This is a genomic window from Massilia pseudoviolaceinigra (genome assembly GCF_030846505.1).
In the GTDB taxonomy this organism is placed as follows: Bacteria; Pseudomonadota; Gammaproteobacteria; order Burkholderiales; family Burkholderiaceae_D; genus Telluria_A; species Telluria_A violaceinigra.
Genome location: NZ_JAVCWL010000004.1, coordinates 54,718 through 71,131, shown reverse-complemented (window position 1 = coordinate 71,131; position 16,414 = coordinate 54,718). Strand labels below are relative to the sequence as shown.

Sequence of the window (16,414 nt, the reverse complement as noted above, 5' to 3'; positions counted from 1 at the left end):
GGTGCCGCCGTGTGAAATGCGCTCTCAACATGCCAAATCTTCACCCAACGTTTTCCACACCAACAATTTCTCTGCATACGGCGCCGTGTACGCCGGGCTGCTCGACGGCAAGGGCACGATACGGTAGCGCTGCGCGTGTTCGCCCAAGGCTTTCATGCCCAGCCGCGCGGCCGTGCCGCCATTGAACGCAATCGTCCTGAGCTGCGGCAAGCTGTCAACCAGCCCCACCAGATCGTTACCGACATGGCCGCGAATCTGGCTGTCGAGACTGCCTTCGCGTTTGGCTTGCGCCACCACATCCCACAGGCCGATTGCATGCGCCAGCAAGGCCTGCAGACGCGCCTCGTAATCCAGCGCCACCAGATCGACGCCGGTGATCTCGGACATCAGCGTCCAGAAACGGTTCTGGCGGTTGCCATAATATTGCTGCTGCGCGAGCGAGCGCTCTCCCGGCAGGCTACCGAGCACCAGGATGCGGGTGCGCGCGTCGACCACCGGCGCGAAACAGCGCTTGAGCGCCGCCGCGTCCGCGTCGTCCGTGGAAGGCAAGAATTCGTTCATGGCAGCGATTCTAGCAGCCCGCCGGACAGGTGTAGAATCGACCGGCAAGCCAACCACAACAACAAAATCGGAGACTCCCATGGACCAAGCTGACCAGCCGCGCGCCATCGATATCTTGCTCGCCAAATATAGCGAGAGCCACCTGAACCATACCAACGAACTGATTCACTTCGTCTGCGTGCCCGTGATCGTGTTCACCCTGCTCGGCATTGTCTGGTGGATACACCCGTTCGCGGCCGTGGCCGTCACACTGCTGTCGCTGTGCTATTACTTCAAGCTGTCCAAGCCGTTCGCGGCCGGCATGCTGGCGATGTCGGCCGTGATGCTGGGCCTGCTCAGCTTGATGCCGCCGGCCGCCGTGCTGCCGCTGTCGCTGGCCATCTTCGTGCTGGCCTGGATCGGCCAGTTCATCGGCCACAAGATCGAGGGCAAAAAACCATCGTTCTTCGATGACCTGCGCTTCCTGCTGATCGGCCCGCTTTTCGTGCTGAGCTTCCTGTACCGGCGCCTGCACCTCGCGTGGTAAGTCTTTTCGCGCCCTGACGGATTTATGGCGATGACGGGCAGGAAGTCGCGAATGCACATATACTTTCCGCATGTCATCCCCACTCCTCTTCGCGATCGCGGCCCTGATCTGGGGCTCCACCTTTTTTGCCATCACCTTGCAGCTGGGCGAAGTCGCGCCGGCGGTATCGGTGGTATACCGCTTCGGCCTGGCGTCGGCCACCCTGTTTGCCTGGTGCGTGCTGCGCGGCGACAGGCTGCGCCTTCCGTGGCGCGCCCAGCGCTGGTTGATGCTGCAGGGGTTCTTCACCTTTGCCCTGTCGTATGTGTGCACTTACGGTTCCGAGCAATACCTGGTGTCCGGACTGGTGGCGGTACTGTTCGCGCTGATGGTGTTCTGGACCCCGATCTGCAGCCGCATCGCTTTCGGCACGCCGATTTCCTGGCGCACCTGGGCCGCCGGCATGATCGCCTTCGTCGGCGTGACGATGCTGTTCTACCACTCGATTGCGGGCGCCTGGAAAGAGATCGTGGGTGGCGGCACCGGCCACTTCCTGCTTGGGCTGGTGCTGGCCCTGGTCGCCACCATTGCCAGCTCGGCCGGTACAGTGGTGGTGGCCAAGGTGCGCGAGCAATCGTCGAACCTGTTGCTGACCATGGCCTGGTCGATGTTCTGGGGCACCTCGATGGTCATCGTCTGGGTGCTCGCGACCGGGCAGCCATTCGTGCTGCCGAGCGCGCCGCGCTACTGGATGGCACTGCTGTACCTGTCGCTGTTCGGCTCGGTCATTGCCTTCCACGCCTATTTCACCCTGATTAACCGCATCGGCTCGCAGAAGGCCGTCTACATCGGCGTGGTCACGCCCGTCATTTCGGTATTGCTGTCGATCCAGCTTGAACATTACCGGCCCGGCCCGGTCGAATGGCTGGGCATGGCCGTTTGCCTTGCCAGTGTTGCCTGGGCGCTGCGCTCACCTGGCCCCGCCGCTGCATCTTCGTCTTCCACCACACCCGCGCCGGACGCCAGCCTGGCCGCCATTCCCGAGGTTCCATGAATACCGACAACACCTTCACCATCCGCCCGGCGCAAGCGTCCGACGTTACCCATATTTACGGCATGATCGTCGAACTGGCCGTGTTCGAGAAACTGGAACACCTGGTCGTGGCCACCGAAGCGCAGCTGCACGACGCACTGTTCGGCGCCCGTCCCTCCTGCGAAGCGCTGGTCGGCGTGGAAAATGGCGAGGTAGCCTGCTTCGCCTTGTTCTTCCACAATTTCTCTACCTTCCTCACGCGCAAGGGCCTGTATCTGGAAGACCTGTACGTGAAGCAAGTGCACCGTGGAAAAGGTTACGGCAAGCAAATGCTCGCCGCGCTGGCGCAACTGGCGGTGGAACGTCAGTGCGGCCGCTTCGAATGGTCGGTGCTGGACTGGAATGAAAACGCCATCAACTTTTACAAAAACGTGGGCGCGCAAATCTTGCCGGACTGGCGTATCTGCCGCGTCGACGGCGACGCGCTGGGCAAGCTTGCGGCGTCCTGAAAAGAAAAAGCCCACGGGATAAATTCACCGTGGGCAAACCCATTTTTTTAGAATGGGGAGGGGAGACTGGAGTCAATCTACGGCTTCACTATAGTTGCCGGTTGCCGTAAATTCCTGTGCCTTTACAATTGCTTACCTCTGTTTAAAGCGGTAACTTGTTGTAAGCAATTATTATCCTCCTGAAAACGGCGCGTTTGACGCGGCGCAAACGATGGCACGCGCGTCCGCGCCGCGCAACGCTAGCGGCGGCGCGCGATCAAGCGTTCTCCTGCTTCAAACAGCCCCTGTGTCAGCAAAGCCAGCAGCGCTGCCGGAATTGCGCCGGCCAGCAACATATCGTTATCGTTGAGTGCGAGGCCAATCGTGATGCGCTCGCCGAAACCGCCCGCCCCGATAAAGGCCGCAATCGTGGCCGTTCCCACGCTCATCACCGCCGCTGTCTTGATGCCCGCCAGAATCACGGGCAGCGCCAGCGGCAGCTCTACATCGACCAGCGTCGCGCGCCGCCCCAGCCCCAGCGCCTGCGCGGCCGTGCGCAAGCCCGGCGGCACGCCGAGCAGGCCGGTGCAGGTATTGCGCACGATCGGCAGCAGCGCGTAGACGAACAGCGCCACCAGCGCAGGCACGGTGCCGATCATGCCCAGCAGCGGAATCAGGATTGCCAGCAAGGCCAGCGACGGCACCGTCTGCAGCACGCCGGCCAGCGCCAGCACCGTTTGCCGCAGGCGCGGTACGAAGGCGGCGACGATCCCGAGCGGAATACCCACCAGGCAGGCCAGCACCACCGATACCAGCACCAGCACCACATGCTGGCGCGTCAGGCTCCACAGGCTGGCGTCGAACATCTTGCTCATCAGGCCAGTGCGCGCTGGCCCTTTCGCAGCCGCGACCGGGGTCAGCCAGTTTTTGGCCACGGCCGCGAAACTCTTCCCTTCCAGTTCGGCTTGCGCGTTCATGGCGATCATCTGTTCGGCCGTGATGCGCCCTTCCAGTTGTGCGATGGCCGCCCACGCCTTCGGAAAGCGCTGAGGCGCATCGAGCCGGTACAGCAGCATGGCGTCGTAGCGCGGAAAATAGCCCAGGTCGTCCTTGAGCACGCGCAAGCCGTATTGGCCAATCTTGGCGTCGGTCGAGTAAATGTCGATCACGTCCACCTGGCGCTGCGCCAGGGCCTCGTAGGCGATGCCGTGATCGAGGCCGCGCGGCGTATGCGGCAGGCCGTAGCGCTGCTTCAGACCCGGCCAGCCATCGGCGCGGCCGATGAATTCGTGCGACAGGCCGAACTTGAGAGCGCCCTGGCGCGCCAGGTCCGACAGGCTGTCGACATCCTTGCTGTCGGCCCGCATGGCCAGCGCATAGGTATTGTTAAAGCCCAGCGGCACCGCCACGCCCAGCCCCATCGGTTTCAGGGCCGCGCGCATCTGTTCGAGCGAACTGGCGCTGGTGTTCTTGAGGATTTCGAGATCGATCGTGCCCATATATTCGGGATACACATCGATGCTGCCCGCCTGCAGCGCGGCCAGCACGATGGCCGTATTGCCCAGGCCCTGGCGGTGCTCGGCCCGGCCGTGGGCGGCCGCGGTCTGGGTCAGCACCTCGCCCAGGATATACGACTCGGTAAAGCGCTTGGAACCCACGCGCAGGGGTTCGCTGCCGGCCGCCGTGGCGGCGCCTCCGAGGACCAGCGTAAAGACAGATAGCCAGCGCAAGGCCGTGGCAAAAAAGGTGCGCACGGCACTCTCCCGAAAATTTAGTCGGGCAAGCTTACCACCGGTTTGCGCAGCACGCCCGCATTGACCACCGCGCGGCAGGGATTGAAACCGATGGCGTACGACAGGTCGGCCGGACGGGCAATGTCCCACAGCGCGAAGTCGGCGCGCTTGCCGACCGCCAGCGAGCCGATGTCGGCAGCGCGGCCGAGCGCGCGCGCGGCGTGGATGGTGGCGCCGGCAAGCGCCTCCTGCGGCGTCACGCGCCACAGGGTGCAGGCCATGTTCAGCGCCAGCAGGATCGACGTCATCGGCGAGGTGCCGGGGTTGCAGTCGGTGGCCACCGCCATCGGCACGCCGGCCGCGCGCAGGGCCGCCACCGGCGGCGGCACGGTATCGCGCAGGAAGTAGTAAGCGCCCGGCAGCAGTACCGCCACCGTGCCGGCGGCCGCCATCGCATCGATGCCGGCGGGGCTGAGGTGTTCCAGGTGATCTGCCGAGAGCCCTTTGAAGCGCGCAACCAGTTCGGCCCCGCCCTGGTCCGACAACTGCTCCGCGTGCAGCTTGACCGGCAGGCCGTGGCGCCGCGCCGCCTCGAAAATACGCTCGGTCTGGGCATTGGAAAAGCCGATGCGCTCGCAAAAGGCGTCGACCGCGTCGGCCAGGCCCAGCGCCGCCAGCTGCGGCAGCATGCGCTGGCAGATCTCGTCGACGTAGTCGTCGGCGCGGCCCGCGAATTCCGGCGGCAGCGCGTGCGCGCCGAGGAAGGTGGTCGCCACGCTCACCGGCAGCACCTGCCCCACGCGGCGCGCGACGCGCAGCATCTTGGCCTCGTCCTCCAGGCTCAAGCCGTAGCCGGACTTGATTTCGAGCGTGGTCACGCCTTCGGCCAGCAGGCTGGCCACGCGAGGAAGGCTCTGGCGCAGCAGTTCGTCTTCCGACGCGGCGCGGGTGGCGCGCACGGTGGACATGATGCCGCCGCCGGCCTTGGCGATGTCTTCATAGGTGGCGCCATTGAGGCGCGCCTCGAATTCGTCGCTGCGGTTGCCGGCGTGGACGATGTGGGTGTGGCAGTCGACCAGGCCGGGGGTAAGCCAGCAGCCGCCGCCATCGTGCACGGTGGACGCCGAAGGCGCCTTGCCGCGCGGCCCGAGCCAGGCGATGCGCCCGTCGGTCACCGCGATCGCGCCGTCACGCAGTTCGCCGTAGCCGTTCTCCATGGTGGCCAGGTGCACATTGGTAAAGAGCGCGTCGCATCGCGCGTCGCAAATCGTCATCGGCTAGTCCCGGTCAAAGTAAATATCGACGATGAAGATCGTCGCCTGGCCCGCTTCCAGCGTCCAGATGGAGTCGCCCTCGAACAGCACCGCGTCGTAGCGCACCATGCCGATCCGTTCGTCGTCGCTGCTCACTTCCAGGCTGTCGCCTTCGGCCAGGAACAATACCGTCACGTCGGCGCGTGTGGCAAAGCCGGACATGCCCGACAGGCTGCGCCTGCCCATCTGGTGATGGCAGCGCTCGCGCCGCGTCATGACATTAAAATCCGTGGTGGGCTGCGCCCCGGCGGTGGCAATCACCTGCGATTCGCCGGCAAACTCCACTACCGGCTCGTCGTCGCCGAGCACGAAGCGGCCGTCGCCATCGATATCGAGCGTCACGCCCGGGCCGTCGACCAGCGCCAGAGTGCGGTCGATGCCGGGAAAGACCGAGAACGGTCCGCTGCCGGCAATGGTGGCGAGACTGATGCGCCAATCAAAAGTGTCGAGCCCCGCCTGCGGCGGCGAGATCGCGATTTCGGTGGTACTGCCGCCGCCGTTTTTCCACGGCGACGCTTCCAGGCTGGCAAAAGGAATCAGGACGGTCATGGTCGTAGCTTGCGCAGTTCGGCGATGGTCTGTTTGTAGCGCTGCGCAATCGCCGTTTGCGCAATGTGCTCGTGATGGCGCACGACCCAGCGGCCGCCCACCATCACATCCCGGACAAGATTGTCGTTACCGCAGAAAACCAGGCTGCCCAGCACATCGTCCGCGCCGATGCCGGCCAGATTCGCCGAATCGCTGTCGAGCACCAGCAGGTCGGCCCGTTTGCCTGCCGCCAGCGCGCCCACCGGGCGCCCGCTGGCCAGCGCGCCGCCCTGCAAGGCGCCCTGCCACAAAAAATCGCCAACCCGGCGCTGGGCCGGCGACGACGCCACATTGCGCTTCTGGTGCAGCAGGCGCTGGCCGTATTCGAGCCAGCGCAGTTCCTCCACCGGCGACTGCGACACGTGGCTGTCGCTGCCGATGCCGATACGCCCGCCGGCGGCCAGGAATGGGGCGAGCGGGAACAGGCCGTCGCCCAGGTTCGCCTCCGTGGTCGGGCACAGGCCCGCCACGGCGCCGCTGGCGGCCAGCGCGGCCACCTCGCCATCGTCCAGATGGGTGGCGTGCACCAGGCACCAGCGCGCGTCCAGCGCAACTTGCTCCATCAGATGCCGCACCGGGCGCTGCCCGGTCAACGCCAGGCACTGCTCCACTTCGCCCTGCTGCTCGGCGATGTGGATGTGCAGCGGGCGACTGGCCGGCAGCGCCGCCAGCACCTCGCGGATCTGCCCGAGCGAAGCGGCGCGCAGCGAATGCGGTGCCACGCCGACTTCGACCTGGCCGCTGCGCAAAGGTTCAAGCGCGTCGACAATGCGCAGCACGTCGGCGGCATCGGTACGGAAGCGCTGCTGCTCCGGCGCCAGCGGTTTTTCTCCAAAGCCGGCGTAGCTGTACAACACCGGCAGCATGGTCACGCCGATGCCGGCCATTTGCGCGGCGGCGACGACGCGTTCGGCCGTTTCGGCCGGCCGCGCATACATCGCGCCGTCCTGGTCGCGCTGCACGTAATGAAACTCGCACACCGAGGTGTAACCGTGGCGCAGGCATTCGGAAAACAGCTGCGCGGCGATGGCCTCGATATGTTCTGGGGTGATATTGCGCGCGAAGCGGTACATCAGCTGGCGCCAGGTCCAGAAACTGTCCGGCCCCTCCCCTGCGGTTTCGGTCAGCCCGCCAAGGGCGCGCTGGAAAGCGTGCGAATGCAGGTTGACCATGCCCGGCAAGACCAGGTCGGCCAGCGGCTCGCCGTCGTGCTGCGCGCCGGGCGTGACGGACAGCAGCGTGCCGCCGCCATCCCACTCGAGGCGCACATCCGCCTGCCAGCCCTGCGCCAGCAATGCCTGGCGCGCGAACAGGACGCGCGGCTCGCTCATGAGCGCACCCAGCCCACTGCGGCTTCGGTGAGTTTGCGCAGCAGCGGCTGGACCTCGGCCGCAATCTCGGGACGGTATGCGAACGGCGCGCTTTCATCCATGTACAGGACCTGGCACATTTCGAGCTGGATCGCATGCACGTTCACGTCCGGCTGGCCGTAGTGGCGCGTGATGTAGCCGCCCTTGAAGCGCCCGTTGACGGCGACCGAAAAACGGTCCTGCGCCTGCGCCACGCCCACCACCGCCTGCTCCAGAGCCGGCGCGCACGAGGTGCCCTGGGCAGTACCGAAATTGAGGTCCGGCAGGCGCCCCTCGAAAAAGCGCGGCACCACCGAGGCGATTGAATGGGCGTCCCACAGCACCACCCTGCCGTGCAGCGCCAGCAGGCGGTCGATTTCCGAACGCAGCTGGCGGTGATACGGCTGCCAATAGCGGATCAGGCGTCCGCGCACGTCGTTCTCGTCGGGCGCCTGGCCTTCCTGGTACAGCGCCGTGTTGGCGAAGGTGTCGACCGGACAAAGTCCGGTCGTGTCCAGGCCCGGATACAGGTTGGTGTCTTCCGGCGGGCGATTGACGTCGATCACATAGCGCGACCAGCGCGCCGCCAGGGTTGACGCGCCCATGTCTTTCAAAAAGCCGTACAGCTGCGCCAGGTGCCAGTCGGTGTCGGGACGGGCCAGCGCGTCGGGCGACAGGCGCGCGGCGATGTCGTCCGGGATGTCGGTACCCACATGCGGCATCGACACCAGCAAAGGAATACTGCCCGCCTTGAACTCAAAATCCATGATCACCCACCTTTACCTTTTTTACATTATGGCCCGATTATCCATTCGAGGGCACAGCGGTGTACAGCGCCGCGAACAGCGGCTTGCAGGACGCACTCAACTCGCCGTCCAGCACCATCTGGCGCGCGGCCTCGATATCCGGGGCAAAAAAGCGGTCGGCGTCGAAGAACGGCACCTTCTGGCGCAACTGCTGATGCACGTGCTCCAGGTGCGGCGAGGAGGTGAGCGGACGGTGGAAATCGATCCCCTGCGCCGCGGCCAGCAGCTCGATGGCGACAATCACCGCCGTATTTTGCGCCATGTCGTCCAGACGGCGCGCCGCAAAGGTGGCCATGCTCACATGGTCTTCCTGGTTGGCGGACGTGGGCAGGCTGTCCACGCTGGCCGGATGGGCCAGCGACTTGTTTTCCGACGCCAGCGCGGCGGCGGTGACGTGGGCGATCATGAAGCCCGAATTGACGCCCGGCTCGCGCACCAGGAATGGCGGAAGTCCCGACAAGGTGGCGTCGATCAGCAGCGCGATGCGGCGCTCGGCCAGGCCGCCGATTTCGGCGATCGCCAGCGCCAGCGTGTCGGCCGCAAAGGCGACCGGCTCGGCGTGGAAATTGCCACCCGAGATAATCTCGCCGGTGTCGGCGAAAATGAGCGGATTGTCGGTCACGGCATTCGCTTCGATCAGCAGGGTGCGCGACACGTTCGCGATCAGGTCCATGATCGCGCCCATGACTTGCGGCTGGCAACGCAGGCTGTAAGGGTCCTGCACGCGCTCGTCGCCGACCAGGTGCGAGGCGCGGATCGCGCTCGAGGCCACCAGCTGGCGGTAGATGGCGGCGGCCGCGATCTGGCCCGGCTGGCCGCGCACTTCGTGCACGCGGGCGTCGAACGGCGCGTCGCTGCCCTTGGCCGCGTCCAGCGACAGGGAACCGGCCACCATGGCCGCTTCCAGCAGGCGCTCGGTCATGAACAGGCCATGCAGCGCCAGCGCGGTCGAGACCTGGGTGCCGTTGATCAGCGCCAGCCCTTCCTTGGGGCCCAGCACCACCGGTTCGATGCCGGCCGCCTTGAGCGCGTCCGCCGCCTCGAGCAGTTCGCCGTTCACGCGCACCTGGCCCACGCCCAGCATGGCCAGGGTCATGTGCGCCAGCGGCGCCAGGTCGCCCGAGGCGCCGACCGAGCCCTTGGCCGGAATGGCGGGCATGATGCCGGCGTTGTACAGCGCGATCAGGGTGTCGATGATGAGCGGACGCACGCCCGAAAAGCCGCGCGCCAGGCTGCCGATTTTCATCAAGACGATCAGGCGCACCACCGCGTCCGACAGCAGCGCGCCGGTGCCGACCGAGTGCGACAGGATCAGGTTGCGCTGCAGCTCTTCCAGTTTTTCGTCCGGAATGCGGGTCTTGGCCAGGATGCCGAAACCGGTGTTGATGCCGTAGGCGGCGTCGCCCTTGGCGACGATGGCGTCGACCGCCGCGGCCGAAGCCTTGATGACCGGGTAAGCCGAAGGCGCCAGCGTCAGCGTGCCTGGCGCGGCCCAGACGGCGCGCAGGTCGGCCATGCTCATCGCGCCGGGAGTGAGGGTCCAGCCCTTGTTCGAAGTCGTGTTCATGTTTGCTCTGGTTAGATTGTGCGTGGAGGTTACGGAACCATCGGCAGGTTCAGGCCATTGCGCTTGGCGCAGGCGACCGCCGTCTCGTAGCCGGCGTCGGCGTGGCGCATGACGCCGGACCCGCTGTCGTTGACCAGCACCCGTGCCAGCCGCTTGGCGGCGGCCTCGGTGCCGTCGGCCACGATGACCACGCCCGAATGCTGCGAGTAGCCCATGCCGACGCCGCCGCCGTGATGCAGCGACACCCAGGTGGCGCCGCCCGCGGTATTGAGCAGTGCGTTCAGGAGCGGCCAGTCGGAGACCGCGTCGGTGCCGTCGCGCATGGCTTCGGTTTCGCGGTTCGGGCTGGCGACCGAGCCGGTATCGAGGTGGTCACGGCCGATGACGATGGGCGCTTTCAGCTCCCCCGTGCGCACCATTTCATTGAAGGCCAGGCCGGCGATATGACGCTCGCCCAGGCCCAGCCAGCAGATCCGCGCCGGCAAGCCCTGGAAGGCGATGCGCTCGCGCGCCATGTCGAGCCAGTGGTGCACCTGCTTCTGCTCCGGGAACAGCTCCTTGATCTTGGCATCGGTCTTGTAGATATCTTCCGGGTCGCCCGACAGCGCCACCCAGCGGAACGGGCCACGGCCCTCGCAGAACTGCGGCCGGATATACGCCGGCACGAAGCCGGGGAAGGCGAAGGCATTCGCCACGCCCTGGTCCTTGGCCACCTGACGGATGTTATTGCCGTAGTCGACGGCCTTCACGCCCATGGCGTGGAAGTCGAGGATGGCCTGCACATGCACCGCGCACGATGCCGCCGCCTCGGCGGTCAGGCGCGCATGCTGGGACGGATCCTTCTGCGCCGCCTTCCACTGCTCCACCGTCCAGCCGCGCGGCAGGTAGCCGTTGATCAGGTCATGCGCCGAGGTCTGGTCGGTCACCATGTCCGGCATCAGGCCGCCCGCCCTGGCGCGCCGCACCAGCTCCGGCAGCACGTCGGCAGCGTTGCCCAGCAAGCCAATCGATACCGCTTCGCGCGCGGCCGTGTGCTGCTTGATCAGGGCGATGGCGTCGTCGATATCCCTGGCCTGCTTGTCCAGGTAGCGGGTGCGCAGGCGGAAGTCGATGCTGCTTTGCTGGCACTCGATATTGAGCGAGACCGCGCCGGCGAAAGTGGCTGCCAGCGGCTGCGCGCCGCCCATGCCGCCCAGGCCAGCGGTGAGAATCCAGCGTCCGCCCCAGTCGCCGCCGAAATGCTGGCGGCCTGCCTCGGCGAAGGTTTCGTACGTACCCTGCACGATGCCCTGGGTGCCGATGTAGATCCAGCTGCCGGCCGTCATCTGGCCGTACATGAACAGGCCCTTGCGATCGAGTTCATTGAAGTGTTCCCAGTTGGCCCACTTGGGCACCAGGTTCGAATTGGCGATCAGCACGCGCGGCGCGTCCGGGTGGGTCTGGAACACGCCGACCGGTTTGCCGGACTGGATCAGCAAGGTCTGATCGTCTTCCAGTTCGCGCAGCGATGCCAGAATCTGGTCGTAACAGGCCCAGTTGCGGGCCGCCCGGCCGATACCGCCGTAGACCACCAGGTGCTTCGGGTTTTCCGCCACCTCCGCGTCCAGATTATTCTGGATCATGCGGTAGGCCGCCTCCGTCAGCCAGCTTTTGCAAGCCAGTTCGGTGCCGCGCGGGGCGCGGATCGTGCGGCTGTCGTCGAAGCGGGGATCGTCATCGAAACTGGTCGGATCGGTGGTCATGGCATCTCCTTCAAGAGTTTAGGGGCAGGCGCGTGCGCAAGCGGCACGCGCCCCGTGCAGTTTCAAAGTCTAAGTTGTATATACAACCAAGTCAAATCATTTATGCGCCCCTTCGGGCTTACTCTTTTTTGAACACCAGGCGCCCTGCGACCCAGGTTTGCAGCACGCCGACCTTGTGGATATCGGCCGCCGGCATGGTGAACAGGTCCTGGTCGACGACGATGAAATCGGCCCATTTGCCCTTCTCCAGCGAGCCGGTGGTTTTTTCCTGATGGCCGGCCCATGCCGCGTCCAAGGTAAAACAGCGCAGCGCTTCCTTGAGCGTCATCGCCTCGTTGGCGTACCAGCCGGCGGCCGGCTGGCCCGCCGCATCCTGGCGCGTGACGGCCGCGTGGATGCCGAAGAAGGGGTTGGACGACTCCACCGGAAAGTCCGATCCGCAGGCGATGCGCGAGCCTTGCTTGAGAAAAGTGCGCCAGGCGTAAGCGCCCTTGATGCGCTCCGGGCCGACGCGCTGTTCGGCCATGTTCATGTCGGACGTGGCGTGGGTCGGCTGCATCGACGGCACGATGCCGATGGTCTTGAAGCGCGCGATATCGGACGGCGCGACAACCTGCGCGTGCTCGACCCGGTGGCGCAGCGCGGCGCCGCCTTTGCTCTTATAGCGCGCGATCAGCTGCTGGTAGCCATCGAGGATCTGGCGGTTGCCGGCGTCGCCGATGGCGTGCACGTTGACCTGGTAGCCGCGCCGCATGGCCTTGTCCATCATTGCGTGGATGTCCGCGTTCTGGCGGAACAGCAGGCCGTGCGACTTCGGTTCGTCGCTGTAGGGCGCGATGAGTGCCGCGCCGCGGCTGCCCAGGGCGCCGTCCGCATACAGCTTGACCGCGCGCAGTGCATACAGCTCGTTGGCGTAGGTCTTGAGCGGGCCCTTGGCCGAGAGCTGGTCGAAGTCGGCGCCGACGTCGCCGATCATGCCGTACACGCGCGCCGTCAGCTTGCCCTGATCGGCGTAGCTGCGGTAGAGGGCATCCTGGCCCACGTTGACGCCCGCATCGTGCACGCTGGTCAGGCCCATTTGCGCGATCTGCTTGAGGGCGCGGTCGAGGACGACGCGAGCCTGGGCCTCGGACTGCTTTGGCAGGACCTTGGCGACCAGGTCCTGGGCGGCGTCGATCAGCACGCCGGTGGCGTTGCCGTCGGCGTCGCGCACGATCTTGCCGCCGGCCGGGTCGGGGGTATCCCTGGTGATGCCGGCCAGTTGCATGGCACGCGTGTTGGCCCAGCCGGCGTGGCCATCGACCCGTTCGAGCCAGATGGGGCGGTCGGCGACGGCGCCATCGAGTTCGGCGGCGGTGGGGAAGCGGCCCAGCTTCCAGATCTCCTGGTTCCAGCCGCGTCCGCGCAGCCAGGCGTGCAAGGGATTGGCGCGCGCGTAGTCGGTAGCTGCTTTCAGGGCGTCGGCCAGGGTGGCGCTGCCGGCCAGGTCGAGCTGGGTGAGCATCTCGCCCAGGCCGAACACGTGGCCGTGGGCGTCGATCAGGCCGGGGAGGACGGTTTTTCCCTGCAGGTCGATATGGCGCGCCTTGGGCGCCTTGGCACGGGCCCGGGCGGCGCTGCCGACGGCCAGGATGCGGCCCTTGTCATCGAACGCCAGGGACGTGAAGCGCAGCAGCTCGTTGCGGCTGTTGAGGGTATAGCCGTTGGCGTTATCGAGGACGGTGTCCGCCTGCGCCGGCGCGGCCGCCCCGAAGGCGGCGAGGATGGCGAGGCAGCACTGCAAAGGGATCGGACGCATCATTTCTCCATTCGTTGGGCAAGCCCAAAGTGTAGCGCGCTTTGCCTCCTCGTCAACTTGTTGCTTAACCGGGGTCAGAGCTCTGACTAGCAATTAAATTCCCAATCACACGCTGTTACAACACTGGTGCAACATCGGGGTCAGAGCTCTGATTAGCAATAAAACGCACGCAATTGATGCAGCACCATGATCACACCGTCTAAGGCGTTACGCTGACGCAGGTTGTTTATGCCCACCATTTTTCCGGAGCACCTTATGCCCCGCCGAACCCGCTTGATTATCCCCGACATTCCTCTTCATATTATTCAACGAGGCAATAACCGCACGCCCTGTTTTTTTGCTGAAGCGGACTATCTCGTGTATCTCGATATGCTTCGACTATCAGCTCAACAGGCAGGATGTCGCGTGCATGCGTATGTGCTGATGACGAACCACGTGCACTTACTGATATCTCCGCAGTCTTGCTCATCACCAGCGACCATGATGAAGACGCTGGGAGAGCGCTACGTTCCGTATGTCAACCGGCGGCGCAACCGAACGGGCACGCTATGGCAGGGACGATATCGCTCGTGTCTGGTCCAGGACGCACGATATCTGTTTGTGTGCCAGCGCTATATCGAACTGAACCCGGTGCGCGCCGGCATGGTAGCTCACCCGCTGGACTACCGGTGGTCGAGTTATCAAGCGAATGCATACGGAGCAACAAGCAACATTGTCGAACCGCACGCTCTCTATGCAGCACTCGGCACAGAGCGGCTCGAATGTCAGCTCAGGTATCGCGCATTGTTCGAGGAAGAAATGGCTTGGACAATGATCGAGCAAGTACGCCATGCCACTAATCGGAACGCCGTATTTGGAAGCGAAGAGTTCATTGAGCGGATGGCAATCGTCAGCGGAAACGACGTCATGCCAAGGCGGCGAGGACGGTGTCGAGACTAGGCCATGGGCAATAATTTCTAATTAAAGCTCTGACCCCGGTTGTAAGAGAACTGACCCGGATTGGAGAATGATCGTCCAAAATTTCAAATTAGAGCTCTGACCCCGGTTGTAGGATTATTCGGCGTCATGGAAGATGATGCCGAGGGTGTGGCGTTGCCCGGACCGCAAGCGGCTCACGCCGTGCCGCATGCTGACGCGGTAGACGCCGCGCGTGCCGTTCACCGGCCGCTGGTTCACCGGGAAGATCACGGCATCACCCTGCCCCAGTCCCACCACCTCGACCCGCGATTGCATCCGCGGGCGCTGTTCGGTCAGCACGAATTCGCCGCCGGTGAAATCCTCGCGCGGCTGCGACAGCAGTACCGCAACCTGCAAGGGGAATACGTGTTCGCCGTACAGGTCCTGGTGCAGGCAGTTGTAGTCGCCTTCGCGATAGCACAGGATCAGGGGCGTGGGCCGCTCCTGCCCCGCCGCGTGGCAGCGCGCCAGAAACTCGCCGTGCCGCGCCGGAAAACGCGTCTCGATCCCCAGCGCCTCATGCCAGCGGTTGGCAATGCGCGCCAGCGGTTCGTACAGCGCCGCGCGCAGCGCCGCCAGACGCTCGGGCAACGGGTATCCGAAATAGCGGTATTCGCCGCGCCCGAAACCATGCCGCTCCATCACCACCCGGCTGCGGTAGCGCGCTTCGTCGTCGTAGGCGCCGGCATAGGCGCGGCATTCCCGCGCATCGAGCAAGCCTTCCACCACGGCGCACCCGTGCGCATCGAGGTCGGCGCCGATGCGGTCCCAGTCGATCGCCACGCTCATGCCGCGCCACCATCGCCGCTCTCGCGCTCGAGCAGGATGCGCTTGCGCTCGACGCCCCAGCGGTAGCCGGACAGCGTGCCGTCCGTGCGCACCACCCGGTGACAGGGAATCGCCACCGCGACCGGATTGGCGGCGCACGCCCCGGCGATCGCGCGCGCTCCGGCCGGCAAGCCAATGCGCGCGGCCAGTTCGGCGTAGCTGACAGTCTGCCCGGCCGGGATGTCGCGCAGCGCCTGCCACACGCGCTGCTGGAAGGCGGTGCCGCGCACGTCGAGCGGCAGGTCGAGACCGACGCCGGGCGCTTCGACCAGGCCCACCACGCGCGCGACCGTCGCTTCGAAGCCGGCGTCGGCACCGCGCAGGTCGGCCGCGGGGAAGCGGTCCTGCAGGTCGCGCGCCAGCAGGTCGGGGTCGTCGCCGATCAAAATGGCGCAGATGCCCTTGTCGGTGGACGCCACCAGGATCGCGCCGAGCGAGCAGGCGCCGATGGCGAAGCGGATCACGGTGCCGCTGCCGCCGGCGCGCCAGGCGGTGGGGGTCATGCCGAGCCGCGCGGGGGCGCTGGCGTAGAAGCGCGCGCTGGAGTTGTAGCCGGCCGCGTAAATGGCTTCGGTGACGCTGCCGGCCGTGGCCAGGCCGGCGTCGACCTTGCCGGCGCGGCGCGCGGCGGCGTAGGCCTTGGGCGTGATGCCGGTGTGGTGCTTGAAGACGCGGTGAAAATGGAAGCGGCTCATGCCGCACGCCTCGGCCAGGCTGTCGAGGTCCAATCCGGCCTCGCTGGCGTCGATCAGGCGGCAGGCGCGCGCCACCATCTGGGCGTGCCGTTCGCCCAGCGGCGGCTGGTCCGGCTTGCAGCGCAGGCAAGGCCGAAAGCCGGCCCGCACGGCCTCGGCGCCGCTGGGGTGGAAGGCGACGTGGGCGCGCAGGGCGGCGCGCGCGCCGCACGAGGGCCGGCAGTAGACGCCCGTGGTCCTGACCGAGTAATAAAAGACGCCATCGGCGCCGGCATCGCGCCGCTGCACCGCGGCCCAGCGCGCGTCGTCGCTATCGTAGCTGGTACTGTTCATGCTCATTGCTGTTTTCATGGCTGTGCTCCCGCTGCCGTTCCTGATCCGGTTCGCGATCGAATCGCATGCACCCATCGTAGGTGGCCCGGCGCCGGCGGTCATCCCGCTGCTTGCTTTT

General features: G+C 65.8%; 15 protein-coding genes. 4 read left to right on the top strand and 11 right to left on the bottom strand.

Features of this window, described 5'->3' with window-relative positions:
- Nucleotides 1-24 precede the first annotated feature (24 nt).
- Nucleotides 25-561, bottom strand: a complete 537-nt coding sequence (locus tag RBA40_RS05180) for a DNA-deoxyinosine glycosylase (RefSeq protein ID WP_306646510.1) — start codon at nt 559-561, stop codon at nt 25-27.
- Between the two features lie 79 nt (nt 562-640).
- Here RBA40_RS05180 and RBA40_RS05175 point away from each other — a divergent pair, with 79 nt between their 5' ends.
- From RBA40_RS05175 to RBA40_RS05165, 3 genes are all read left to right on the top strand, one after another.
- Complete coding sequence (locus RBA40_RS05175; RefSeq protein ID WP_306646509.1) at nt 641-1,087, top strand: Mpo1 family 2-hydroxy fatty acid dioxygenase; 447 nt, start codon at nt 641-643, stop codon at nt 1,085-1,087.
- A gap of 70 nt (nt 1,088-1,157) precedes the next feature.
- On the top strand, nt 1,158-2,120 hold the full coding sequence (locus tag RBA40_RS05170; protein WP_306646508.1) for a DMT family transporter: 963 nt from the start codon (nt 1,158-1,160) through the stop codon (nt 2,118-2,120).
- Nucleotides 2,117-2,608: a GNAT family N-acetyltransferase gene (locus RBA40_RS05165; protein WP_306646507.1), complete on the top strand. Its 492-nt coding sequence runs from the start codon at nt 2,117-2,119 to the stop codon at nt 2,606-2,608. Before RBA40_RS05170 ends, RBA40_RS05165 begins: the two co-directional genes overlap by 4 nt.
- A 239-nt stretch (nt 2,609-2,847) precedes the next feature.
- On the opposite strand, the gene RBA40_RS05160 is transcribed toward RBA40_RS05165, so the two are convergent.
- The 8 genes from RBA40_RS05160 to RBA40_RS05125 form a co-directional block, all read right to left on the bottom strand.
- Nucleotides 2,848-4,341, bottom strand: a complete 1,494-nt coding sequence (locus RBA40_RS05160; RefSeq protein ID WP_374710454.1) for an ABC transporter permease/substrate-binding protein — start codon at nt 4,339-4,341, stop codon at nt 2,848-2,850.
- Between the two features lie 17 nt (nt 4,342-4,358).
- Nucleotides 4,359-5,594: an imidazolonepropionase gene (hutI, locus tag RBA40_RS05155; RefSeq protein WP_306646506.1), complete on the bottom strand. Its 1,236-nt coding sequence runs from the start codon at nt 5,592-5,594 to the stop codon at nt 4,359-4,361.
- Nucleotides 5,595-5,597: 3 nt separating this feature from the next.
- Nucleotides 5,598-6,182, bottom strand: a complete 585-nt coding sequence (locus RBA40_RS05150; RefSeq protein ID WP_306646504.1) for a HutD/Ves family protein — start codon at nt 6,180-6,182, stop codon at nt 5,598-5,600.
- A complete protein-coding gene (locus tag RBA40_RS05145) occupies nt 6,179-7,552 on the bottom strand; it encodes a formimidoylglutamate deiminase (protein ID WP_306646502.1) in 1,374 nt (457 codons plus the stop codon). The genes RBA40_RS05150 and RBA40_RS05145 overlap by 4 nt, the downstream gene beginning before the upstream one ends.
- Entirely contained in the window at nt 7,549-8,337 is a 789-nt protein-coding gene (gene hutG / locus RBA40_RS05140; protein ID WP_306646501.1) for an N-formylglutamate deformylase, read from the bottom strand. The genes RBA40_RS05145 and hutG overlap by 4 nt, the downstream gene beginning before the upstream one ends.
- Before the next feature lie 37 nt (nt 8,338-8,374).
- Nucleotides 8,375-9,943, bottom strand: a complete 1,569-nt coding sequence (gene hutH, locus RBA40_RS05135) for a histidine ammonia-lyase (protein ID WP_306646499.1) — start codon at nt 9,941-9,943, stop codon at nt 8,375-8,377.
- 29 nt (nt 9,944-9,972) lie between these two features.
- Nucleotides 9,973-11,685 carry a urocanate hydratase gene (gene hutU / locus RBA40_RS05130; RefSeq protein WP_306646497.1) on the bottom strand — a complete coding sequence of 571 codons (1,713 nt, stop codon included), beginning with the start codon at nt 11,683-11,685 and terminating at the stop codon, nt 9,973-9,975.
- Between the two features lie 118 nt (nt 11,686-11,803).
- Nucleotides 11,804-13,483, bottom strand: coding sequence for an amidohydrolase (locus RBA40_RS05125; protein WP_306646783.1), 1,680 nt, complete (start codon nt 13,481-13,483; stop codon nt 11,804-11,806).
- A 255-nt stretch (nt 13,484-13,738) separates the two neighbouring features.
- Between RBA40_RS05125 and RBA40_RS05120 the strand changes: the two genes are divergently transcribed.
- Entirely contained in the window at nt 13,739-14,422 is a 684-nt protein-coding gene (locus tag RBA40_RS05120) for a transposase (RefSeq protein ID WP_306646495.1), read from the top strand.
- Between the two features lie 114 nt (nt 14,423-14,536).
- On the opposite strand, the gene RBA40_RS05115 is transcribed toward RBA40_RS05120, so the two are convergent.
- Both RBA40_RS05115 and ada read right to left on the bottom strand, forming a co-directional pair.
- Nucleotides 14,537-15,229 carry a 2OG-Fe(II) oxygenase gene (locus RBA40_RS05115; RefSeq protein WP_306646493.1) on the bottom strand — a complete coding sequence of 231 codons (693 nt, stop codon included), beginning with the start codon at nt 15,227-15,229 and terminating at the stop codon, nt 14,537-14,539.
- On the bottom strand, nt 15,226-16,314 hold the full coding sequence (gene ada / locus RBA40_RS05110; RefSeq protein WP_306646492.1) for a bifunctional DNA-binding transcriptional regulator/O6-methylguanine-DNA methyltransferase Ada: 1,089 nt from the start codon (nt 16,312-16,314) through the stop codon (nt 15,226-15,228). Before ada ends, RBA40_RS05115 begins: the two co-directional genes overlap by 4 nt.
- Between the last annotated feature and the right edge of the window lie 100 nt (nt 16,315-16,414).